General features: G+C 50.0%; 19 protein-coding genes. 16 read left to right on the top strand and 3 right to left on the bottom strand.

Going from position 1 to position 23,441, the window contains the following annotated elements:
- Positions 1–13: 13 nt before the first annotated feature.
- Complete coding sequence (locus tag MUG09_RS08420) at positions 14–1,036, bottom strand: GGDEF domain-containing protein (protein ID WP_244770971.1); 1,023 nt, start codon at positions 1,034–1,036, stop codon at positions 14–16.
- A 179-nt stretch (positions 1,037–1,215) separates the two neighbouring features.
- Here MUG09_RS08420 and MUG09_RS08415 point away from each other — a divergent pair, with 179 nt between their 5' ends.
- The 4 genes from MUG09_RS08415 to MUG09_RS08400 all read left to right on the top strand — a co-directional run bounded on the left by MUG09_RS08415 (position 1,216) and on the right by MUG09_RS08400 (position 7,936).
- Positions 1,216–2,724, top strand: coding sequence for a catalase (locus tag MUG09_RS08415; protein WP_244770970.1), 1,509 nt, complete (start codon positions 1,216–1,218; stop codon positions 2,722–2,724).
- 115 nt (positions 2,725–2,839) lie between these two features.
- A complete protein-coding gene (locus tag MUG09_RS08410; RefSeq protein WP_244770969.1) occupies positions 2,840–3,622 on the top strand; it encodes an HAD-IIB family hydrolase in 783 nt (260 codons plus the stop codon).
- An 86-nt stretch (positions 3,623–3,708) separates the two neighbouring features.
- Positions 3,709–5,109 (top strand): PAS domain-containing protein, encoded by a 1,401-nt coding sequence (locus MUG09_RS08405; RefSeq protein ID WP_244770968.1) that lies wholly within the window; start codon positions 3,709–3,711, stop codon positions 5,107–5,109.
- Positions 5,102–7,936, top strand: coding sequence for an HD domain-containing phosphohydrolase (locus MUG09_RS08400; RefSeq protein WP_244770967.1), 2,835 nt, complete (start codon positions 5,102–5,104; stop codon positions 7,934–7,936). Before MUG09_RS08405 ends, MUG09_RS08400 begins: the two co-directional genes overlap by 8 nt.
- Before the next feature lie 156 nt (positions 7,937–8,092).
- Here the strand turns inward: MUG09_RS08400 and MUG09_RS08395 are convergent, their stop codons facing one another.
- On the bottom strand, positions 8,093–9,751 hold the full coding sequence (locus MUG09_RS08395; protein WP_244770966.1) for an IS1634 family transposase: 1,659 nt from the start codon (positions 9,749–9,751) through the stop codon (positions 8,093–8,095).
- A gap of 130 nt (positions 9,752–9,881) precedes the next feature.
- Here MUG09_RS08395 and MUG09_RS08390 point away from each other — a divergent pair, with 130 nt between their 5' ends.
- The 7 genes from MUG09_RS08390 (at position 9,882) to MUG09_RS08360 (ending at position 16,652) form a co-directional block, all read left to right on the top strand.
- A complete protein-coding gene (locus MUG09_RS08390) occupies positions 9,882–10,811 on the top strand; it encodes a carbohydrate ABC transporter permease (RefSeq protein ID WP_244770965.1) in 930 nt (309 codons plus the stop codon).
- Between the two features lie 3 nt (positions 10,812–10,814).
- On the top strand, positions 10,815–11,660 hold the full coding sequence (locus MUG09_RS08385; protein ID WP_244770964.1) for a carbohydrate ABC transporter permease: 846 nt from the start codon (positions 10,815–10,817) through the stop codon (positions 11,658–11,660).
- A 30-nt stretch (positions 11,661–11,690) separates the two neighbouring features.
- Positions 11,691–12,971 carry an ABC transporter substrate-binding protein gene (locus MUG09_RS08380; RefSeq protein ID WP_244770963.1) on the top strand — a complete coding sequence of 427 codons (1,281 nt, stop codon included), beginning with the start codon at positions 11,691–11,693 and terminating at the stop codon, positions 12,969–12,971.
- Between the two features lie 100 nt (positions 12,972–13,071).
- Positions 13,072–14,907: a sensor histidine kinase gene (locus tag MUG09_RS08375; protein WP_244770962.1), complete on the top strand. Its 1,836-nt coding sequence runs from the start codon at positions 13,072–13,074 to the stop codon at positions 14,905–14,907.
- Entirely contained in the window at positions 14,900–15,571 is a 672-nt protein-coding gene (locus MUG09_RS08370; protein WP_244770961.1) for a response regulator transcription factor, read from the top strand. Before MUG09_RS08375 ends, MUG09_RS08370 begins: the two co-directional genes overlap by 8 nt.
- Before the next feature lie 116 nt (positions 15,572–15,687).
- Positions 15,688–16,329, top strand: coding sequence for a response regulator transcription factor (locus MUG09_RS08365; RefSeq protein ID WP_244770960.1), 642 nt, complete (start codon positions 15,688–15,690; stop codon positions 16,327–16,329).
- Between the two features lie 161 nt (positions 16,330–16,490).
- Positions 16,491–16,652, top strand: coding sequence for a hypothetical protein (locus MUG09_RS08360; RefSeq protein WP_244770959.1), 162 nt, complete (start codon positions 16,491–16,493; stop codon positions 16,650–16,652).
- A gap of 332 nt (positions 16,653–16,984) precedes the next feature.
- Here MUG09_RS08360 and MUG09_RS08355 read toward each other — a convergent pair whose 3' ends face one another.
- Entirely contained in the window at positions 16,985–17,443 is a 459-nt protein-coding gene (locus MUG09_RS08355) for a hypothetical protein (protein WP_244770958.1), read from the bottom strand.
- 401 nt (positions 17,444–17,844) lie between these two features.
- On the opposite strand from MUG09_RS08355, the gene MUG09_RS08350 reads away from it, so the two are divergent.
- The 5 genes from MUG09_RS08350 (at position 17,845) to MUG09_RS08330 (ending at position 23,434) form a co-directional block, all read left to right on the top strand.
- On the top strand, positions 17,845–19,188 hold the full coding sequence (locus MUG09_RS08350; RefSeq protein ID WP_244770957.1) for an ABC transporter substrate-binding protein: 1,344 nt from the start codon (positions 17,845–17,847) through the stop codon (positions 19,186–19,188).
- A 71-nt stretch (positions 19,189–19,259) separates the two neighbouring features.
- Positions 19,260–20,102 carry a carbohydrate ABC transporter permease gene (locus tag MUG09_RS08345; RefSeq protein ID WP_244770956.1) on the top strand — a complete coding sequence of 281 codons (843 nt, stop codon included), beginning with the start codon at positions 19,260–19,262 and terminating at the stop codon, positions 20,100–20,102.
- On the top strand, positions 20,099–20,938 hold the full coding sequence (locus MUG09_RS08340; RefSeq protein WP_244770955.1) for a carbohydrate ABC transporter permease: 840 nt from the start codon (positions 20,099–20,101) through the stop codon (positions 20,936–20,938). Before MUG09_RS08345 ends, MUG09_RS08340 begins: the two co-directional genes overlap by 4 nt.
- Positions 20,939–20,946: 8 nt before the next feature.
- Complete coding sequence (gene malQ, locus MUG09_RS08335) at positions 20,947–22,485, top strand: 4-alpha-glucanotransferase (RefSeq protein WP_244770954.1); 1,539 nt, start codon at positions 20,947–20,949, stop codon at positions 22,483–22,485.
- A 109-nt stretch (positions 22,486–22,594) separates the two neighbouring features.
- A complete protein-coding gene (locus MUG09_RS08330; protein WP_244770953.1) occupies positions 22,595–23,434 on the top strand; it encodes a DUF72 domain-containing protein in 840 nt (279 codons plus the stop codon).
- Positions 23,435–23,441: the final 7 nt, after the last annotated feature.

Raw genomic sequence — 23,441 nt, 5'->3', positions numbered from 1 at the left:
TAATCAAGAGAAACTAGTACCCGCCTACCTGATCCCTGCCCCGTTCTTTTGCCTGATAGAGGGCTTGGTCGGCACGCTTGATGAACTGCTCGATGGTCTCAATACTGTTGTTGTACATGGCACAACCACAGGAGATGGTCATGTTCCCAAGCGATTTCCCCTTGTGCATCACCGAAAGGTTTCTCACTTTTTTTACCAAGGCTTGTGCAAGCAGGACAAGTTCCTCCTTCTGAGCCATGGATAGAAGGATGGCAAACTCATCGCCTCCATAGCGGCAGACACTGACGGTGATGTCGAAGTGGCGGATCATCAGGTTGGCAAGTTCGGTGAGTACGGCATCGCCGGCATCGTGGCCGAAGGTATCGTTGAAGTGCTTGAAATGATCTACGTCCAAAAGAATGATGCCCACTGAAGTTTTTGAATCTTGAACTCGCTTCAGCTTGTTTTTCAACGTCTCCTCAAAGTACCTTCGGTTGAACAGACCGGTCAGGTGGTCCCGGATCGAGCTTTCCTGCAATTGTTTCATCTGAGTTTTGATGAGTTGATTGGCAATAGTGCTGATCATGGAGACAAAGAGGATGAAAATGAAAAAACTCGGCCAGTTCTGGGTCTGCAGGATCGGGGTGTTCAGAACGACAAGGATCAACAACAGGCTGTGGGCGGCGATGACGGCAAGCGTAGCAGCAAGAGGAAGAAAGAGGCTGGAGATCATGATGGAGCCGGTGACATACACCAAGGGGAAGAAATCGCAGAAGAGCATCTGGGAGTTAATCAGAAAGGAGCCCCATGTGCCGAAAAAAGTAACGGCAACAGTCAGTGAGGCGCTTACGGCATACAGCCCCATGTGCAATACCAGCATGGAGGCGAGCAGCATGGCAAAGAGCAGGAGCAGCAAAAGGACATAAGCCATCTTGTCCGGGTTCTCATAGGAGAGGGGGGCAAGGACTGCAAGCAGGGCGATAAGCACAATGCCAAGCATATAGGGGTGCAATCGTTTCAGCAGTAGCGGTCGGAGATCAAGGGTGCTGTTCTGCATGAAATTCTCCTCACTTTCGGTAAATACTAGCACAATCCATGCAGTTTACCTAGCTTCAAAGTAAAGCCTTTTATAATACAGAGTCTCAATAAGTACATTTTCAACTTGTAATCCTTGCCGGTTGTGTCATACTACAACTATGAGAATGTATTTTCGTGAAAGAAAAAGGAGGACCAACCATGGCAGATCGAGATGGGCGTGACGACACAATGAAGAAACCCTTGACTTCAATCAGCGGCCGCCCTATTGCACAAAATGAGAATATCCAGACAGCCGGCAAGCGTGGACCGGTGACCCTGCAGGACACCTGGTATTTGGAAAAAATGGCGCACTTCGACCGGGAAGTCATACCCGAGAGGCGCATGCACGCCAAGGGTAGTGGAGCCTTTGGTACATTCACCGTAACAAAGGACATCACAGCGTGGACCAAGGCGAAGATTTTCAGTGAAGTCGGTAAAAAGACCGAGGCCTTTGTCCGATTTTCAACAGTGGCAGGTGAGCGCGGTGCCGCCGATGCAGAGCGCGACATCCGTGGTTTTGCCATGAAGTATTACACCGAGGAAGGGAACTGGGATCTGGTAGGAAACAACACCCCGGTGTTCTTCTTCCGAGATCCTATGCTCTTTCCCGATCTCAACCATGCGGTCAAGCGCGATCCCAGAACGAACATGCGATCGGCTCAGAACAACTGGGATTTCTGGTCCGCCCTTCCTGAAGCCTTGCAACAGGTGACCATAACCATGGGCGACCGGGGCATTCCCAAAAGTTACCGGCATATGAACGGGTATGGCTCGCATACCTACTCATTCATCAATGCAAAAAATGAGCGGGTGTGGGTCAAATTCACACTCAAGACCCAACAGGGCATTGAATTCTTGACCGATGCAGAAGCTGCGGCAATCGTTGCCAATGACAGGGAAAGCCATCAGAGGGATTTGTTTGAATCCATTGAGAAAGGTGACTTCCCCCGATGGACCATGTATGTACAGGTTATGACCGAAGAGCAGGCTGCAAAGCATCCTGACAATCCGTTCGACCTGACCAAGGTCTGGTACCACGGTGAGTATCCTCTTCATGAAGTAGGGGTGCTGGAGCTCAACAGGAACCCGGACAACTACTTCCAGGATGTCGAGCAGGCAGCCTTCAACCCTGCAAACAGTGTTCCCGGCATAGGCTATTCGCCGGACCGCATGCTGCAAGGCAGGCTCTTCTCCTATGGTGATGCCCAGCGCTACCGCCTGGGGGTGAACCACTACCAGATTCCCGTCAACCGCAGCAAGGTGGACACCAATCATTTCCATCGCGACGGCGCAATGAGAATGGATGGGAATTTCGGCGGCAGCGTGCACTACAACCCCAACTCGTATGGGATGTGGAAGGACCAGAACAAACTGACCGAACCCGCCTACGATGGAGGAGGCCCTGTCGACCACTACGATTATCGTGAGGACGACGACCACTACTATGAGCAGGCTGGAAAGCTCTTTGGCTTGATGAAGGACGATGAGAAGCAGCGGCTATTCGACAATACCGCCCGTAACATGGAGGGAACGACGATCTTGGTGCAGAAGCGGCATATCAGGCACTGCTACCTTGCCGATCCTGCGTACGGGGAAGGTGTTGCAAATGCGCTGGGCATTTCAATTTCCGAAGTTGATATGCAGGATACGTACGGGGCCAGAGGCTGACGTTTTTCCTCGTTTGTATACTACTCTATCCTGCAGTCCAGAATGACTGCAGGATAATTGCTTGTACCAACAAAGATAATTTGTCATACTGCCTGTAAAAGGGGTGGAGGTGGGTGTGAGTCGGTACAACGGTATGTTTTTTTGTGATGTGGATGGGACTATTCTCCCTCATGGGCAGCGTGAGATTTCCCCGTCTTTCTTTTCCTTGGTACACGAAGCTAAAGACAAGGGCTATTTGTTCTGCATTTCAAGCGGGCGTTTTCATCTCTCATTACTCCCACTATTCGAGCAAGTTGAGAATGAGGTTGTCTTTTCTGCTTCCAACGGTTGCAGAATTCTCTATCAGGGTCAGGAGTTGATTCCCAATCATACCATCCATCCCACCGATGCAGAGCAGATTACGACTTCCCTGCTCGAGCTGGGAGCAATTCCTTTGCTCTCGGGCAAGCATGCCATCCATCTTCCCTCCGCATCGCTTAAGATGGAGCAAGACAAGGGGTATTTGGCTAAAGGCTTTACCAGGACCTTTGATGTATTTTCAGATATCGATGACGAAATCCTGCAAATCACCGGTGTATGCCGCCTGAACAAGGAAGCGATACTCAGAGAGAGTCGAAGGGCTTGGGAAGATTCCTACCATGTAGTTACCACCGGCAGGGAGCTTTTTGACATCTGCCCGACCAGTAAAGGGGATTCATTGGTCTCCATCAGTTCTCATTTTGGGATTCCTCGTGAGAACACATACGCCTTCGGCGACGATGAGAACGATATCCCGATGCTCCGATCTGCAGGCAAGGGCTACTTGATGGGTACGGCGCATGACAACCTGAAAAAGCATGAATTCGAGCATTGCCACGATTTGGTCGGCAGTATTGCTGCAATTATTGAGCAGTTCTGATTCATGCAGTTCTTTGGTTATTATTCTGGTACTTCAAAAATACATATGCTATTGTATTACTAAGTTATTTATGAGGGGTTTTATAGGTGCTTATTCCACTCATGGCCGAGGTTGCAGGCTCTCTGCTGCTTATTGCAATTCTTTTTGTGATAAGTGCCGGTCTTCTTGTGCTCCTGCTTGGCGAAAGACGGAAAAACCACCATGACCCTCTCTTTGTCACAAACCAGATTGAATCGTTGTTGCGTTTCATGCCTGAAGGGTACATCGGAGTGGATAAGCAGGGAATAATCCAAGAGGTGAACGAGACCTACCTGGTGATGACAGGGTATGCACGCGGCGACCTGATTGGGAAAAAGATCTGCATGTTGCTCGCTGAGGAACGCAATGAGACCCTTCTCTCCCAGCTGAAAACCATCGAGTTGCAGAAATCAGTGCTGCTTGAAACCGAACATCGGTGTAAGGATGGCTCTTTTCTTCCTCTTGAGGCGTCTGTTACTGCATTGGGGTCGGAACATCCTGCTTTCATGTGCTTTTATCGAAACATTTCCCAGCGTAAAAAAGACGAGCTCTCCCGTAAACACTCCACCGATTTGCTTCGATATGTGATTGAACACACAAGAAGCGCTGTGGCAATCCATGATAAGAACCTACGCTATCTGTATGTAAGTCAAAAGTACCTGGATGAGTACGCTCTGAAGGATGCTGCATCGATCATCGGCAGACATCACTATGAAGTCCTGCCCGATCTTCCCCAGAAGTGGAGGGATGTGCACCAACGAGCCTTGGCCGGAGAAGTGATAAGCGCCGAGGACGACCCGTATGTACGGGAGGACGGCAGCGTTGAATATACTCGGTGGGAGTGTCGACCGTGGTACACAGAACAGGGTGAGATTGGGGGTATTATCATCTACACCGAGATGATCACCAAGCAGAAGCAGATCGAACATGAGCTCAGGGAGGCGAAGAATTATCTCGAGACCCTCTTGAAGTACGCAAAGGCACCCATTGTCGTTTGGGACCCAACATTTACAATTACGTTGGCCAATCAGGCGTTTGCCTCCTTGTTTGACCAAAGCATGGACAAGGTACTTGGAAGCAAGCTTACCGATTATGCCTCACGTCTGCCTGAAGCGTATCAACAGGATCTATTCAGACAGCTTCAGAAAAACCTTGTCATCTCCTCGGCTGAGCTGGTATTGACGGATGGCAATGCAGACAGCGTTACCTATATTTGGAATGCGAGTCCCATTTTCAATCCTGACACCGGTGAATTGCTGGCGACCATTGCACAGGGTCAGGATATCACGCAACGAAAGGTGATTGAGATGGAAAATGCCGGGCAGTTGGATCAGCTGAAACGATGGTATGCTGTGATGGCTCATCGCGAAGACCGCATCATGGAGCTGAAACGGGAAGTGAATGCAGTGCTGAGGGACGAGGGAAAAGCGATTAGGTATGCATCAGTGGAGGGCGCTGGTGATGCATAAGGTGAAAATTCTTATTGTTTCAGCTCTTCTGCTATGTGTATGTACGTTCTTGACTGCAGCAGTCGACAAATCAACGTTTTTAGCAAGCCTGGACGAGAGTGAGAAGTTCTTTATTGCTTCTCATCCGGTTGTTACCGTCCTGTTCGACCCTGCCTGGGCTCCATTGGAATACCTTGACAGTGACAACAACCCGGTAGGCATGTCCAAGCAGTATTTGGATGAGATTTCCACCATCACCGGGCTTTCTTTCGAGCTTGATGTCTCCTTGAGTTGGCAGCAAGGGTATCAGAAGCTGCTCTCCGGTGAGATAGATATGACTGCTTCGATCAGTCCGACCGATGAGCGAAGCAAGTATTTGGTCTTTACCGATTCCTATATAAGTGCACCATTAGTCATTGTTGCAAGGCAGGATGTAGGGTACATCGGCAGCCTGGACGAACTGCAAGGACGTAAAGTAGCCGTTGTAGATGGATACTCGAGCAAGGAATGGCTGAGGACGGACTATCCGAATCTTGACACTGTGCTCGTCGACACCGTTGAGCAGGGTCTTCGCATGGTGCAAAAGGGTGAAGCGTTTTGCATGGTGGAAAATCTCTTGGTAATCAACCACTACAGTACGAACCTTGGTCTTACCCATGCAATAAAGGTGGTTGGCAGTACGCCCTATGTGCATGCTCTTTCCATGGGTGTTCATAAGAAGATCGTCCCGCTCGCCTCGATTCTCAACAAGGCAATCCAGGCTATTCCTGCAACCGCACGCCAAAAGATGTATGAGAATCATCTGCCTGCTCAGTATGAAAAGACCATTTCACCCGATACGGTGAGGTGGCTTTTCGCCATTACCGTATTTCTGATACTCATTTTGGTTTTCTGGATCTGGACTTTGGTTCGGGAGATCAAGGGAAGGGAGATCGCCGAGAAAGAGAAAGAGGCGAGCCAACAAAAATTTGAGCAGCTCTTTTCCGGTGCTCCGATGCCATTGGCTCTTATCGATTTCGACGGCAACGTTTTGGCTGTAAATCAGAGATGGTCTGCAGTCTTCGGGTTTCAAGATGTTCAGATCACCCATGTCTCAGCTTGGTATGAGCAGGTATATCCCGATAGTGCATATCGAAAAGCCATCAGAAAACAATGGGATGATTCCATTGTCAAAGCACAAGCGACAAACAGCAGCTTGATACCACCGCTTGAGTGCCTCATTCAATCACAGAACGGCACCTCTCATACCATGGAGGTTTCAGGAACGATTCTTTCAGACAGCATTCTGGTTACGTTCTTTGATATCACTGAGCGCAAACATGTACTGGAGGAGATGAGAAACCTTCATAAGGATGCTGAGCACAGTCGTCAGATTGTCCTCAGCGCCCTTGAAGATCAGCAATTGCTGCATCAGTCCTTGACCCGCAGCAATGCAACCCTCGATGCCGCCATCAACTCGATGCTTGATGCTGTGTTCATCATCGATGTAGAGAGCAGGTTCATATTGATCAATAAAGCGTTTCTCACATACTACCGATTCTCCTCACAAGCTGAATGTCCAGCAGACCTTGCTTCATTCACAGGGCTGTTTGAGACATATGATGAGCAAGGCAGGAGGATGGATTCCCATCGGTGGTCGGGTTTCAGGGCGCTGCAAGGACAGTCGGGAACCACTGAATACTCGGTCTATAAGAAGTCCAGCGGTGAGCGCTGGGTAGGCAGCTATAGCTTTGCACCTATTTATGACAACACTCAAACCCTCTTGGGCGCTGTTGTAGTCTGCAGGGATGTCACCGACGAGAAGGCGTATGAACAAAAGCTATTGTTTCAACGCAATCATGATTTTCTTACCGGATTATACAGCAGGGTGTATTTTGAAAATGCCCTCAAGCTGGAGCGCAATAACGTCGGGTTTACCCTGCTCATCGTCGATATAAACGGCTTGAAACTTGTCAATGATTCATTCGGTCATGAAATGGGAGACTCGGTATTGAAAAAAACTGCCCAGTTGATGAGCCAGATGTGCAGCGACGACAGTATTGTGGCTCGCTATGGCGGTGATGAGTTTGTCTTCTTGCTGCATACCAAAAGTGCCGATGAGACGGAAAGCTTTATCCACCGCCTTGAGGATGCTGCCAAGCAGGTCTCCATTGAATCCTTTCATCTCTCGCTGTCCTACGGGTATGCCACCAGAACCTCGTTGGCGGAGGATGTTCAACAGGTGATGAAGCGGGCCGAGGACATGATGAACCGCAACAAGCTCTATGAGAGCAATAGTGCCAAGAACAAGTCCATAGGTTTGGTGATAAACTCTCTGTTTGCCAAGAGCAACCGAGAGTCTGCCCACTCAAAGCGCGTCAGCTCGTTGTGCGCATTCTTGGCCGAACAACTTGGGTTGCCCGAACGGGAGGTCAATCGCATGCGGGTGGCAGGTCTCATGCACGATATAGGAAAGATCGGGGTTGAAGAGGCAATTCTTAACAAGCCTGACCGACTCACACCCGAAGAATGGGAAGTGATGAAACGACATCCAGAGATAGGCTATAGAATACTTTCCGCATCCAGTGAATTCAGCGACCTCTCATTGGCCATTTTGGAGCATCACGAACGCTGGGACGGCAAGGGTTACCCAAGAGGTCTCAGCAAAGAAAGAATATCCAAGCAGGCGAGAATCATCATGATAGCTGACTCCTATGATGCCATGACCAGTGAGCGATCCTACAAGAAGCCATTGTCAAAAGAAGAGGCGATCGAGGAAATAAGGGCTTGCTCAGGAACCCATTACGATCCTGCAATCGTGGAGGTTTTTCTTGCAAACATCCATGCATTTGGAGGCAATTCCAGCTAGATTTCAGGAGATTTTTTAATGGATTTGAATTGTTTATGAGCTGTTTAAAAAAAGATATGTGTCCGAGCACAATGTCTTGCAATTCAGGAATCTTGTGCTAGTATGTAAAAGAAATCAGTGTGTGACATACTACTCAAATTCCCGACCTAATTATATCTAGGTCTCCTCGTCTTCCTGTTCGTCATCTTCTTCAGACTCCATTGGCTTCTCAAGATTCACTATCTTTCCCTTCCAATGGTACTCTATCTTTAAGAGGCTGAAGATCAGCCTCTGGGCCTTGGTGGGCACCGTCCACAGGTCCTTGTAGGTGCCGGTGAAGTGGATTCTGGAATAGGTGGACACCTTGTTCAACATGTCCTTGAAATCCCAGTACTTCCTGTTCCTGGGCTTGATGGCCGAGACCTTGCCTCTCAGGTCGTTGAGCAGAATGAGGGTGATGAAGTTGACGAAAAGCCTGCCCTTCATGGTCTTCTCTGTGTGCACGTTGAGCCTGTTGCAGTCCAAGAGGTTCTTCATGTCGTCGAAGTGCAGCTCGATGTCGCACCTGCGGTTGTAGTGCCCCAGGGCCTTGGATGCATCCTTCTGTGCATTGGTGAGGATGATCCAGAACCCGCTGTAGCCGTCGATGTAGGCATTGACGGCCTCCTCGTTCAGGCTGACCTTCCTTCCCCGCTTGGGGGTATCCTTGACGGTGAAGTAGGTGTCGTACAGGTTCCTGTGCTTCTCGAAGGCATCCCCGCCTGCAAGCTCCTCCTCGCACTTTCTCAGCTTGAGCATCAGCGATGCGATGTCCTGCTCCTTCCTGACGGGGTCGAAGTAGACATGCCTCCAGGTCCTGCCGTAGGACTCGGTCTTGTAGTCGGTGACGCCATAGATGTAGGACTTGTCGTCCTCGGGATTGCGGATGATGTTGGCGGGTCTTCGGATTGAGGGCCTGACCTTGTCGATCAATTCCTTCTGCCACTTGAGGCTGGAGGGGACGGGGATGGTGAACTTCTGTCCCTTATCCGCTATGTTCCTGAGGTTCGCCTCGCTGTAGAAGCCCCGGTCGCCGACCAGGTTGATGTCCTTCACATCGAGCTTTTCCAGGCTGCGCAGCACATGGTCGAGGACGAGTGAATCGGACATGCTCCCGGGCAATTCCGAGTACCAGAGAGGGACGTTCGACGAGTGGGCGCTGAGCAGGCCGAGGTTTATCTGCCTCAGGTTCTCGTGGTCCCGGTTGTACCCCCGCTCCACATAGGTGTTGTTTTTTCCATAGGACGAAATCGAGGTTATATCGAAAAGCAGTGCCTTTTTCTTCGCCTGCTTGGCAATCCAAAGCTTGAAGAAGGTGTTGCGCCTGTCGTCGGACAGGGAGGCAAGCAGCTCGCTGATCCGCTGCGAGCAAAGGGCGTTGCCGTTGAAACCACGATCGTTCAGCCAGTCCTCGGCTCTGCTGAGGGCCTTGCCCTCGCAGACGCTGTACCGTGCAAGCTGAAGGATGGCATCGGCATCGTCGGCTCCGAAGGCTTCCTTCAGAACAGGCTGTATGCCGACGTCCTTGACCACCTTGTCCAGGATGAGGTTCTGTCCCATCAGCGTGGTTTTCGAGACAAGCGGGTTCTCGGCCTTGGCGGCTTCCTTCCTGGCCAGGTAGAAATCGTTGTATATCTCGTTACCATCCGGACCGAGTCGGCCGATGCACTTTCGCTTGTGCTCGCCGCGCTTCTTCTCGCTGTTCCAGAAGGCCTGGTCCTCGTAGAGGTAGGTGACACCGTTCTTCTTGTTGGTGACACGGATGATTTTCGTCGGTTTTGCATTGGCATCTATCATAGAAACAATTATACCTATGTTTGGAGCTTTTGTCACGCACTTTCCGACATTATCTGCAACTATTTAAAAGAATTATCTAATCCCTAGATATAACTGAGACGGGAATTTAAGATACTAGGGAGATTTTTGCATGAATAGTTTGCATCGAAAGAAAGTCTGGAGGGAAAACCTTGGTTCCTATGCTTTTTTGGTCCCTTGGCTTTTGGGCTTTCTGGTATTGACCTTGTACCCAATGATGTACTCGCTCTATCTTTCGTTTACGAAATTCAATATCCGTACCCCACCTGAATGGATAGGACTGCGCAACTATTTGGTGATGTTTACAGGAACCGACGCGCTTCCCAAGGATGAGCGGTTTTTGAACTCTGTGTTCGTTACCTTCAAGTTTGTGTTCATCTCGGTTCCCCTCAAGCTGGTCTTTGCCTTGGCGGTAGCCATGCTGATGAACAAGAAGCTGAAGATGATCGGGCTCTATCGGGCCCTGTACTATATCCCGACCCTGCTTGGTGGTTCGGTTGCAATCGCCGTCCTTTGGCGACGGTTGTTTGCCGGCGATGGTTTGATCAACATGATACTCAGCGGTGTGTTCGGCCTGGAAAACCTTCCGGCTTGGATATCCAATCCCAAATATTCGCTGTACACGTTGATCCTGCTGGCTGTTTGGCAGTTCGGCTCTCCTATGATCATTTTCCTTGCAGGCCTGCAGCAGATCCCGCGCGAGTACTATGAAGCATCGAGCGTCGATGGGGCGGGCAAGGTTCGTCAATTCCTAGCCATCACCCTGCCTTCGCTTTCTCCCATCATTTTCTTCAACTTTGTCATGCAGATGATCAGCGCATTCCAATCCTTCACGCAGGCATTCATCGTAAGCGGAGGATCAGGAGGACCTTTGGACTCCACCATGTTCTACAGCCTGTATTTGTATATCAAGGGTTTTGGATTCTCGGAAATGGGGTATGCAGCGGCCATGGCATGGGTTCTGTTGATCATCATCGCCGGCTTGACCGCCATTTCGTTCAGAGCCTCGGGAAATCTTGTTTCCTATGGAAGCGGGGAGTAGGGTATGCAATCAAGGAAAACACTGTTCAACCGACTTGTACTCAATGCTTTCATTGTTGCCCTGGGCCTGGGCATGCTCTATCCCATTCTCTGGCTCATTGGAGCATCATTCAAACCCAGCAATATGATTTTCACCGACCCCGGCATCTGGCCGAAGGTTTTCACTGCACAAAATTACAGCGAAGGCTGGAAGGGCATCGGCATCGTCGGGTTCAATACATTCTTCAAGAATTCCTTCATCATCTGTCTGCTCAGTGCCTTTGCAAACGCCATTTTTTGCTCTCTTACCGCGTATGCCTTCGCCCGGTTGAGATTTGTCGGGAAGAAGTTCTGGTTTGCCGTCATGATGATCACCCTCATGCTGCCTTCCCACGTGACTACCATCCCCAGGTACATCATGTTCCGTAATTTCGGGTGGATCAATACGTTTCTGCCGATCATCGTACCCAAGTTCTTCGCAACCGATGCATTCTTCATTTTCCTCTTGGTACAGTTCATCAGGGGTCTTCCTCGTGATATCGACGAGTCGGCACTCATCGACGGATGCAGCAAGTTCGGCATCTACACGAGAATCATCATGCCCCTTACGGTACCCGCCCTCATTACAACGCTTCTTTTCTCGTTTCTCTGGACGTGGGATGACTTCTTCAATCAGCTGCTCTATCTTACCAGCCCGAATCGGTATACCGTCCCGATGGGACTCAGGTTGTTTTTGGACTCCTCGGGTATGTCTTCGTGGGGACCGATGTTTGCCATGTCAGTGCTCTCGCTGATTCCGGCATTCACCCTGTTCTTCTCCCTGCAGAAGTATTTTGTCCGGGGTATCGCTACTACTGGAATCAAGGGATAAGCATTGTCCCTTATATTTAGGAGGATTTCCATGAAAAAAACCGTATTGGTTTTGCTTTTCGTTGCACTCAGTGCATCCGTGGTCTTTGGTGCAGGCACCAAGGAACAGTCCGCAGCAGATGGTGGACCCACCACGATTCGTTGGGCGTACTGGGGAAGTGGAGAGCGTGTGACTATCAGCCAGAAAGCCATCGAGCTCTATGAATCCCGCAATCCCGGCGTCAAGGTGAACCCCGAGGTATCCGGTGGAGCAGGCGACCATTTTGTGAAGGTCGATACTCAACTCGCCGGCGGCGATGGTCCGGATATCATCCAGATGGGTGGAAACATCCCCGACTATGCCAGTGTGTTGCTTCCTTTGGACAAGTATGCAGGTAATTTGCTGAACACTTCGGTCATCGACCCCAGCGCAGTTGCAAGCGGCACCATCGGCGGCAAGCTGCTTGGCGTCTCCACCGGTGTCACCATGCCCGCTCTTGTCTATAATAAGACGTTGCTCGAGAAAGTCGGAGCTCCGCTTCCCAAGACTGCCATGACCTACGACGAGTTCCGCTCGTATCTGATGACGCTGAAGGGCAAGCTGCCTTCCGGTGTCTATCCGATGCAGGACATCGGAGTCATGTCCACCAACTCTACACCGTTCGGCTACTGGACCCGCTACAACGGGACCCCGCTTTACTCTGCAGCAACCGCTTCCACCGCTGTTACGGCAAAAGACGCCCAGAAGTATCTCGAGCTCTTTGCCGACTACCGCAAGAACGGCCTCATTCCCCCGCCGGATGTAGCCGCAGGTTTTGCAGAGAGCAATGCAGACTCTTCAGCTGTTATCGCAGGCAAGGTCGCCATCGGCTACCTGTACACCAACCAGCTGAGCGGCTACCAGGCTGCAACCACCGATGAACTTGCGCTTATCGAGTTCCCCGGTGCCGCCGCCACCAAGGCCCTTTGGCAGGCTCCCAGTCAGTTCTATACAATCAACAAGGATTCCAAGAATGCCGATGAGACCATCAAGTTCATCAACTTTCTGGTGAACGACCCTGAAGCAGCCTTGATTCTCGGCAGCAACCGCGGAACCCCCGCTTCTGCTTCCGCTCGTGCAGCTGGTTCTTCCTCACCGGTCGACCAGAAGATTCTTGACTACATGCAGGTGGCAGGTCCTCATACCTCTCCTGAGACCGACCACGTACCCAATGATACCGAGTTCAACAGCACCCTCTTCCTGATTTATCAGAGAGTGGCCTTCGGTCAGATTACACCGGCACAGGGCGGCCAGCAGATCTACGAGCTTTTGCTCCGCTTGATCGCCAAGTAAGACTATTCCTACAAATGGGGGGCTGCAATGCCTCCCTTTTTTCTGTTTGCAATCTTGTTGTTTTACTACCGCTCTTTTATCATACAAACAGGAGCGGATGATGAGTGAAGTAAAAGGCTCAATGGTAGGTACTGCTGGTTGGTTTGCTCTTATTCTCCTAGTAGTTTCTCTTACTGCGCTCGCTCCCATTCCCTCCAATAGCCAGGCCTTGACGGCAGAGCATGGAATCATAACCGTTCCTCAACTTGACGGAAATCGGCGCTTCAGCTTGGAGGGTGATTGGTTGCTCAAGCAACCGGGAGAAGAAGAGCATTTGCAAAAGGTCCCTTCTGTTGCCTGGAAGCAGGGGAGCGGCACCTACAGCCTCACGCTCCTCTGGGAAGGCGGTCCGACACAGTTCGAATTTTTTACCAATAATGTAGGGACGAGCTATGAATTATGGTTGAATGAAAGCTTGGTTGGTAGTTCAGGAAGGTATTCGCCTGTAGCCGAACAAAGCCGGCCCTCTGCAAAACCCCTCATCCATGAGTTTGTGCTTTTGCCCGGAAGCAATGTATTGCAGGTAAAGATCAGCAATTTCGTACATCCTCGGGCGGGATTGTGGGAAAAGGTGTATATTGCACCAAAGCCTCTGGCGACCTACAGTTATCAGCGAAGGGCGGCTGTGGACCTTTTCATGTTCGGACAGTTGTTTCTGTTTGCACTCCTGCAGCTTTCCTTGGCGATCTTTTCAACAAAGAAAAGTTCTCATGTATGGTTTGCACTCGGGACGTTGCTGGTTGCCTTGGGCAATATCATGCGCAACAACATCGCCATCTACACGTTGCTGCCGAACCTTGATTATCTACTCTTCAAACGCGCTCAGATCATCACGTACTACCTCGCGTCAGGTTTTTTCATCTATGCATTTCACAAGCGATTTCCATCTTCAACTGTCATCCTCTTGGCACGCATCTTCTTTTGGGGCTGTATCACGATGACGGTGGTAAGCCTGTTCCTTCCTTATGAGGTCATCTACCCGTTGGCGATAGGGTTCTTTCCTATCATGTTCTTATTTCTTATGTATCGGGTGTGGGTTCAATTGGGAACCTATCGAAGCTCCTTGCTTCATCGTTCGAAAGTCAGTGCCATTCTGCAGATAATCGCCGATATCCTCTTGGCATATGGTATGAGTCATGACTTTGTGGGTATTCTCTTGGCACGGTATGACGTTCAGATGATTCCCTATATGACCTATCTCTATGTCGCTCTCTACACCGTAGTCCTAGCCAGGGATTATATCCTCGCAGACAAACAAACCGAGGAGGCCAAGAATGAAATCATCAAAACTGCGGCACACCAGAAACAACAATTGGCCAATGACCTGCATGACGGGGTAGCTCAGATGCTTCATGCCCTTGACTTCATGACCGAAGGACTGTTGCAGTCGAACCATATCGATATGAAGATCTTGCAGACCATCCGTAATACCAGCAAAGACGCTACCAAGCAGTTGAAGCACGTTATTGACGATTTGAATCCCATACGATTCGGAAGTACTTCCTTGGAGAGTGCATTGCATACCATGGCCGACCGCATGCAAACCTCCTACGGTATAGAGACGCTGTGCAGCACCAAGGGCGAAAGCCTGAATTTTGATGTACTGCTTACACAAAATCTCTATTATGTGTACAGCGAAGCGGTCAAGAATGCCCTGTCGCATGCAAAACCCACCTATGTCAGCATGGTGCTTAAAGTAACCGATGTGGCTATTCTTGGTTCAATCGAGAATGATGGGGTCGATGGAGCAACGTCCATTACCATCAACCAAGGCCATGGTGTTTCCATTATGCGCTACAGGATTGAGCTCTTGGGTGGTATCTTCGATGTTATCAGGAAGAACAGCCATACCCTTATCGTAAAATTTCAGATTCCCAGGAGGAAACGAGATGATTAGCGTCATGCTTGTGGATGATCATGCAATAATTCGTGAAGGTATGAAGGTTTTGCTCGCCAGCGATCCCGAAATTTCCATTATCGGGGAAGCGGGCAGCGTCAAACAAGCAGTTGCCAACATGGATTTGATACGCGCCAGCAATGTGCTGGTGCTTGATATGTTCCTGGAGACGGAGAGCTCGGGCCTTGGCTTGCTCAAGCAATTGCTCCACGAAGAGCAACATCCCGCCATCCTCATTGTTTCCATGTTCACCAATGCAGCCCTGGTGCGACAGTGCCTTGGCCTGGGAGCCAAGGGGTATGTTACAAAAGGGGATGCCTCCGACTATCTTGCAAAAGCCATTCACACGGTTTCCGAGGGAAACACGTTTATCAGTCCCACCATTCTCGCTTCTGTGATGTTGGAAGAGCCTCCTTCGCAGGAAGATCAGGTTCTGGAGCTGTTGACGCACAGGGAGCAGGATATCTTGGAATTGCTGGGAAAAGGCTACACCACCCGGCGGATGTGCGAGCAGCTTGGGATCAGCACCAGCACTGTAGGAACTCATATGGAGAACCTCAAATATAAACTTCATCTGCAGGATAAGAACTCCCTCATCCGGTTCGCAATCAAGCGTGAGGAGGAACGGGAGCAGAAAAAGCGCCTGTTTTCTACATACCGCTAGAGCCATTCACTCTTTTTGCTAGGGAAACTCATAGAACGTACGATGATGAGAATCCCCTTGGGCATGCATACTGGAGACTGAATACTCTACGGGTCAAGGAGAAGCGATACGCACCGATGATCAAAGTTGTGCTGGTCGATGACTATGCGTTTGTCCGAGAGGGCTTGAAGGTATTGCTCGGATGCTACAAAAGTCTTGAGGTGGTGGGTGAAGCCGATGGATCGGAGTCCTTGTTGCACTTGTTTGCGCAAGGTCTTCTCTGTGACGTAGTGCTGCTGGATCTTTTTCTGGATGGTACGCCTTCCGGCCTTGATGTGATTACAACGTTGTGCAATCTTCCACGAAGCCCCCAAATTCTCATGGTTTCCATGTGTACCGACCAGGTTCTGGTCACCGAGTGTCTACGGTTGGGGGCTCGTGGCTTTCTTGCAAAGATGGATGCAGCCGAGCATATTGGTGAGGCCATTCAAACGGTTTCACACAACATTCCTTATGTAAGTCCTTCCGTGCACTCCGTGCTTTTGGACAAGTTCGACAACCAATGCAAGCCTGATCTTGATGAACTTACGCCACAGGAGATGGAAGTGCTCGGCCTTCTGGGAGAAGGTTACTCAACCAGACGGATGGCAAAAATGTTTGGAATCGCTTCCCGTGACATCGATGATCATATGGAACAGTTGAAGACAAAGCTCTGTTGCGATGATGATGGTGCCATGCTTCATTTCACCAGTCAGCGAAAAAAAGTAGACTGTTTTTAAGAATCAGTGACTACGACACTCTGTGTCACACTTGATACAATACACTGTCATCAGGAGGCAGCCAATATGCCACAGATGACAGCAGAGACACTTGTTGAGCGGATGAAAGGGCTTCCTGAGTTCATTCTCCCCACTTTCGGCAGTTAAATAACACTTTCCCTATGATGAAGGTCTTTGCCATGTTCGACCATCTGGGGACGACATCCATTACCATGGCGGGAGGGCAGCAGTTGTTGATACAGACCACGCTTCCTCCCGAGGTAAGGAAAGTCCTGTACTATCTGGTACCCCCCTATGAGAAGGCTTTTGAAAGGAGCATGTAAGCAGAAAGCCATCTCTTGAAAATCACTGTCAGGCATCGAGGAAACCATCCATGCAGGGGTGGCAATAGGACATGCCATTGGGCATAGCTGCCATGGATGAAAAAGCCTGGATTGCAAGAAAACCCAGTCCTATCAGCCTCCCAGGATGGCTAAGAGGACCGGGCTGGCAGGGAAGCTCTGTCCATTGTCTCCTTGATATTGGAGGTAGGTCCGATTACAGCAGTTTTCAGCACATGGGTTTGGTTATTCAAGATTCTGGAAAGTCTTACTGCCGAAAGTGGGTTTCAGAGAATATCGGAGATACATTCCCAGCCCAATTGTTCTCTTTGAATTTAGGGACTCTCGTCAAATCCAGCCACGAACCGTTCAGGCTTTCTTCCGATCGTTTCGTAGAGTTGCAGTCCTGCATGATATCGGGTGATAGCATCAGCTAGTATCTCTTCACCCTTGGCTGTAAAGCGATACGAATCAGGGGTACTCCTGTCTTTCGTGAAAAACCGCTCTTGAGGCGGGCAATCTGATGCTCGCACCTTAGGAAACAGAACTGAAAAAGAGTAGGGTGCAGACTCATCGTCTTTCATAAGGCTAATGTCTACCGCTACTGGATCATAGCCTGCCATACCAAGGGCGAAACCTTGGTTCTTGATGATTATATCGGCTTCATAGGTGACACCTTCGACTGTGTATGTCTCGGTGATACGTTGGCCCTTCTGCTCATAAATGGGGGTGTACTGCATGATGACTCCTTGTGTAATTGATGGTGGGCTGAGATTCTGTTTGTACCAGCTCATCAAAAGGCCTCCTGGTTTGTCAGGAAGCCTTCACACAAGGGAGAAAGACAATGGCTCATGAAGACTCCTTTTAGCAAGTTGTTTAAGGACGCTGCAAGTTGGAACTAAATCACGTCGTAACCCAAGTATATACCCGGTACAGTCAAACAGACAAGAAATCTTTCGAGTTTCTGCAAGAAACCTGTATTCAAGTTAAAGACGGTTTGTATGCCGAAAAACATGTATGTACGTAGAAAAACACTGATAGAAAGAAAGTATGTCTAAAAGAAATATTAATAATCTAAAAGTTATAAAAGATTTATGTTGACCGGTTTATAAAACCGGTTTAGTATTAAAGTGTACCGAAGGAAAATGGACTCTATAGTGGCATTTTCACGGTAACAAACAAGGAGAAATAATCCATGAAAAAAAGCTTGCTGATCGCCCTGTTGATTGTCAGTGTGGCAATGAGCTCGGTTCTGTTCGCCGCCGGAGCCCAGGAAGCGACCCCTGCGAAAGAAGTGTATTTTTTGAACTTCAAACCCGAGATTGCAGATGTCTATGAAACCAAGATTGCCCCCGCATTCGAAAAAGAAACCGGCATCAAGCTGAAGGTTGTCACCGCTGCAAGCGGAACCTACGCCCAGACGCTGAAGAGTGAAATCGCCAAGAGCAATCCTCCGGTAATTTTCCAGACCAATGGACCGGTAGGCCTTGCAGAGAGCAAGAACTATACTGCAGATCTGAAGAACACCGAGTTCTACAAGATTCTCAGTGACAAGACCATGGCCCTCGGTGACGGCGAAAAAGTACTGGCAATCCCCTATGCAGTGGAAGGCTACGGCATTATCTACAATGATGCCATTATGAGAAAGTATTTTGCCCTCCCCAATAAGGCTGTCTCAATCAAGAGCGCCGACGAGATCACCAATTTCGCAACCTTGAAGGCAGTGGTCGAGGACATGACCAAGAACAAGGGCGCTCTGGGAATCCAGGGAGTCTTTGCTTCGACTAGTCTTGCCGCAGGCAACCAGTGGAGATGGCAGACCCACTTGGTAAACGTTCCTCTTTACTTTGAAGTACGTGATGCCAACATCGCCATGGGAAGCAAGGTGCCTGAGATCAAATTCAGCTACAGTGCCAACATGAAGAACATTTGGGACCTGTATCTGAACAACAGCTCCACTGCTGTCGGCTTGCTCGGCGCCAAGAGCGTCGATGACTCAATGGCTGAGTTTGCACTTGGTCAGGTTGCCATGGTCCAGAACGGCAACTGGGGTGCAGGCCAGATTCTCGGTGTCAAGGGCAACAAGGTCTCCGACGCCGACATCAAGTTCATGCCCATTTATACCGGGGCGGCCGGTGAAGAGAAGTACGGACTCAATGTAGGAACCGAGAACTATCTGTGCATCAACAGCAACGCAAGTGTCGAGCAGCAGAAAATGGCCGACCAGTTCCTCACCTGGCTCTTCGCAAGTGAGACAGGCAAGCAGTTCGTAAAGAACGATCTGATGTTCATCACTCCGTTCAACACCTTCAAGGACAGCGAACTTCCCACCGACCCGCTGGCCAAGGATGTCATCCGCTGGATGAATAAGAGCGGCGTCTCCTCCATTCCTTGGGCTTTCTCCATGATTCCTTCGGAAGAGTGGAAGAACCAGTTCGGTGCTGCACTTGCTGATTACAGCGTGGGCAGAAAGAACTGGGCCGAGGTTGAGAAAGTTGCTGTTGACGCTTGGAAGACCGAGTTCAAGCTCACCAATTAACTCATCGTTTACCAGGAATATCCGCCTTGCCCCAGGCAGGGCGGATTCTCCATTTGTCTTGGGAGTCTGTCATGCAAAAATCCATTCAGAAATACTTTGCACTCTTTGCCCTACCTGGACTTATTTGTTTTGCCATCGCATTCTTGATTCCCATGGTGATGGGGGTAGTCCTTTCTTTCTTCAAGTTCACCACCGTAACCGATGGAACCTTCATCGGAATTGATAACTATAAGCGTATATTCATCAACAACGATTTCACCAGCGCCCTTTGGTTCACCGTCAAATTCACTGTGGTTTCGGTGATCACCATCAACCTCGGGGCCTTCACCCTTGCCATGCTGCTTACACGGGGCATAAAGGGAACGAACGCATTCAGAACCATATTCTTCATGCCCAACCTTATCGGCGGCATCGTGCTCGGCTGGATCTGGCAGGTAATCATCAATGGAGTGCTTCTTCCCCGGGGAGTGACAATAGTAAGTGATCCCAAGTATGGCTTTTGGGGCCTGGTTGTCCTCATGAACTGGCAGAACATCGGCTACATGATGGTTATCTACATTGCAGGCATCCAAAACATATCCCACGACCTTATCGAGGCAGCCCAGATCGACGGGGCGAACAAGGTGACCATGCTGCGTTCTGTCATCCTGCCTTCCATCATGCCTTCCATTACCATCTGCTCCTTCCTCACCCTTACCAATGGCTTCAAGCTTTTCGATCAGAACCTGGCTTTGACCGCAGGCGATCCTGGCAAGCAGACCGAGATGCTGGCACTGAATATCTTCAACACCTTCTACGGCCGAAGCGGCTTCGAAGGGGTGGGACAGGCCAAGGCGGTGATTTTCACCATCATTGTTGCATTCATCGCCCTGACTCAGCTGCGCCTTACCCGCAGCAAGGAGGTGGAAGCATGAGCCTCACCAATACCAAACGCAACCATCTAATTCTGACGATTGTTCTTGCACTCCTTGCATTGTTCTTTCTCTCTCCCATCCTCATTGTCTTCATGAACTCCTTCAAGTCGAAGCTGTTCATCTCCAATGAACCGTTTGCCATGCCCAGCTCAGCTACATTCAGCGGAGGCGAGAACTACATCAGCGGATCACAGAAAATCAAGTTCTTCAATGCATTCGGATACTCGCTGTTCATAACCGTCTTTTCCGTGATCGGCATCTCGCTGGTAACGAGCATGCTGGCTTGGTATCTGACACGGGTCAAGACTAAATTCACTACCTTTGCCTACTACCTGTTGGTATTTTCCATGATTGTTCCCTTCCAGATGGTCATGTTCACCATGAGCAAGACTGCAAACATGCTGCACTTGGATAATCCCATCGGGATACTGGTCCTCTATATTGGATTCGGCGCAGGCTTGGGTACGTTCATGTTCAGCGGCTTCATTAAAAGCATTCCCCTCAGTCTGGAGGAAGCGGCGATGATCGATGGTGCCGGACCGGTGAAGACCTTCTTTCTGATCGTATTTCCGATTCTCAAGCCGACTGCCATCACCGTAGCCATCCTCAATACCATGTGGGTCTGGAATGACTACCTCCTGCCGTATTTGACCATCGGTACCGAGTACAAAACCATCCCGGTTGCCATCCAATACCTCAGAGGCGGTTACGGAGCCGTTGACATGGGGGCGATGATGGCCATGCTTGTATTGGCCATGGTTCCAATTATTATGTTCTATCTCTCAGCCCAGAAGTATATTATTCGCGGTGTGGTGGCAGGTGCTGTCAAAGGTTGATTGCAAGTATGAATAGCAAGTATATTCGGAATGCAGGAATACTCCTGCACATTACCAGCCTGAGCTCGGATTACGGGATCGGTGACTTGGGAAGCGAAGCCTATCGCATGGCTGATTGGATTGCTTCCACCGGTGTCGGACTGTGGCAGGTTTTGCCCCTCGGCCCGACCGGATTCGGTAATTCTCCCTATGCGCCGAGGTCCACGTTTGCAGGGAATGAACTGTTGATAAGCCTGGAGCAGCTTGTGTATGAAGGCTTGCTTGATCAACATGATCTGCATGATCATCCGGCCTTTGCACGCGACCATGTGGATTTTGATCGGGTCATCACCTGGAAGCTTCCACTGCTCAAGAAAGCAGCACGTGCCTTCCTGGACAGGATCAGCCTCCAGCATAAGGCTTTTCAGGAGTACTGCGCCAAACAATCCTTTTGGCTTGAGGATTATGCAGCCTTCATGGTCCTGTATGAGACCTATGCCGATGCACGTTGGTTCAGCCATTGGCCAGTAGCGTTGAGCAAGCGTGAACCCAAGGCCTTGGATGCTTTCAGGGTGGAAAACCACCAGAAGCTGGAAGAGTGGAAAGTCCTCCAATTTTTCTTTGAGTATCAATGGAACGCCTTCAAACTCTACGTCAACGCCAAAGGGCTGAAGCTTGTAGGGGATGTGCCGATCTTTGTCGCCGCCGACAGTGCCGACACTTGGAGCAACCTGCATCTGTTCAAGACTGATGCCCAAGGCCGTTTCAGTGCAGTCAGCGGCGTTCCGCCTGATATATTTTCTGAGAGCGGACAGCTTTGGGGCAATCCCGTCTATGATTGGGATGTTCTGAAAAAGGACAACTACGGATGGTGGATCAAGCGGCTTGAGCGACTTTTCACCTTGACCGACATTCTGAGAATCGACCATTTCAGAGGTTTTGACGCGTATTATGAGATACCTGCTGGAGAGAAGACGGCGGAGAACGGGACTTGGGTTGCAGCAGGGGGAGAAGAATTCTTCAAGGTTGTACGCAGCCATTTCGGACCGGTATCCATCATTGCCGAGGACCTTGGCTTGATGAATGCCTCGGTTGAACGCTTGCGCGATGATAACGGCTTTCCAGGAATGAAGATCTTCCAATTTGGATTTTCCCTGAACGACAAGGGGGAATGCAATTACTACGATGACTTTTTGCCGCACAACTGGGATGAGAATTTCGTAGCATATACAGGCACGCACGACAACAATACGACACTCGGATGGTTTACATCCCTTGCTGAACAGGTCAAGCAGATGGTGCTCGCTTATCTTGGCTGCCGTGAGGAAGAGGTGGTCTGGGCCATGATCAGGGCCTTGATGCTCAGCCATGCACGATGTGCCGTCATTCCCATGCAGGACCTTCTTGAAAAGGACGGTCGTGCACGATTCAACTATCCATCCTCATGCAACGACTCCAACTGGAGCTGGCGCGTCGAGAAGGAAGAGTGCACCGATACCATAGCGGCAAAGCTTGCTCATTTGGTGCGTATCTCGGCGCGGACCGGAAAAACCGGTGATGATGCTTGATCCCATCATCTGTGGGTGATGATCATGTTCCTTCCTTTTCAAGGTCGGTCTTTTAGGGACCGACCTTGTTTTATGCCGTCAACTCTTGGTAGAGTGTCGTATGATCTATATGGGAACATGCTCATGGAAATACAGTAGTTGGGAAGGCTTGGTCTATGATGCGCAGAGCAGGGAGGACCTGCTCGCCCAATATGCAAAGCGCTATCGATCGGTTGAAGTCGACCAGTGGTTCTGGTCGTTGGGCAGACAAAGCTACGGACTTCCCGATCCCGATACCGTCCTTGCCTACGACCAGGCCACCGACAAGGATTTCCGTTTCACCGTCAAGTGCCCCAACACGTTGACACTGCCTTTTGCCTATGGATCGACAATAGAAGCGAATCCTTGGTTCTTGGATGCAGAAGTGTTCTACCGTTTTGTCGAGCGGTTGGGACCGCTTGTTCACAAGATAGGACTTTTCATGTTCCAGTTCTCCTACCTCAATCAGAAGGCATTCAGCAGCCGAAAAGAGCTCGAACAACGATTGGAGCACTTCATGGGCATGCTTCCCGACGGTCTCGCATATGCGGTGGAGATACGCAATCCTACATGGCTTGACGCAACGTGGTTCGATTTCCTGGCAAGGAATGCCCTGACTCCGGTTCTCTTATCCGGGTATTGGATGGACAGTTTGGAAGAACCGCTCAAACGTTTCCTGAAAACCGACATTCCAACGCTTTGCATCAGATTACACGGTGATGACCGCTCGGGAATCGAGCAAGAGACGGGAAGCAGGTGGGACAAGCTCGTTGTCAATAAGAACGGAGAGCTTGCCAGCATCGCCCCGCTGTTGGTCGAGCTGGCCAAGCAGGGCCGGGTGGTCTACATCAATGTCAACAATCACTACGAGGGTAGCGCCCCTTTGACGATCGAAAAGCTTATGAAGTACCTCTCAGGAGTGTACGAATGACCTTTTG

It is taken from the genome of Sphaerochaeta associata (genome assembly GCF_022869165.1).
Classification (GTDB): Bacteria; Spirochaetota; Spirochaetia; order Sphaerochaetales; family Sphaerochaetaceae; genus Sphaerochaeta; species Sphaerochaeta associata.
The sequence above is the reverse complement of the archived record's forward strand: the minus strand, read 5'-3'. Positions and strand labels throughout refer to the sequence as shown.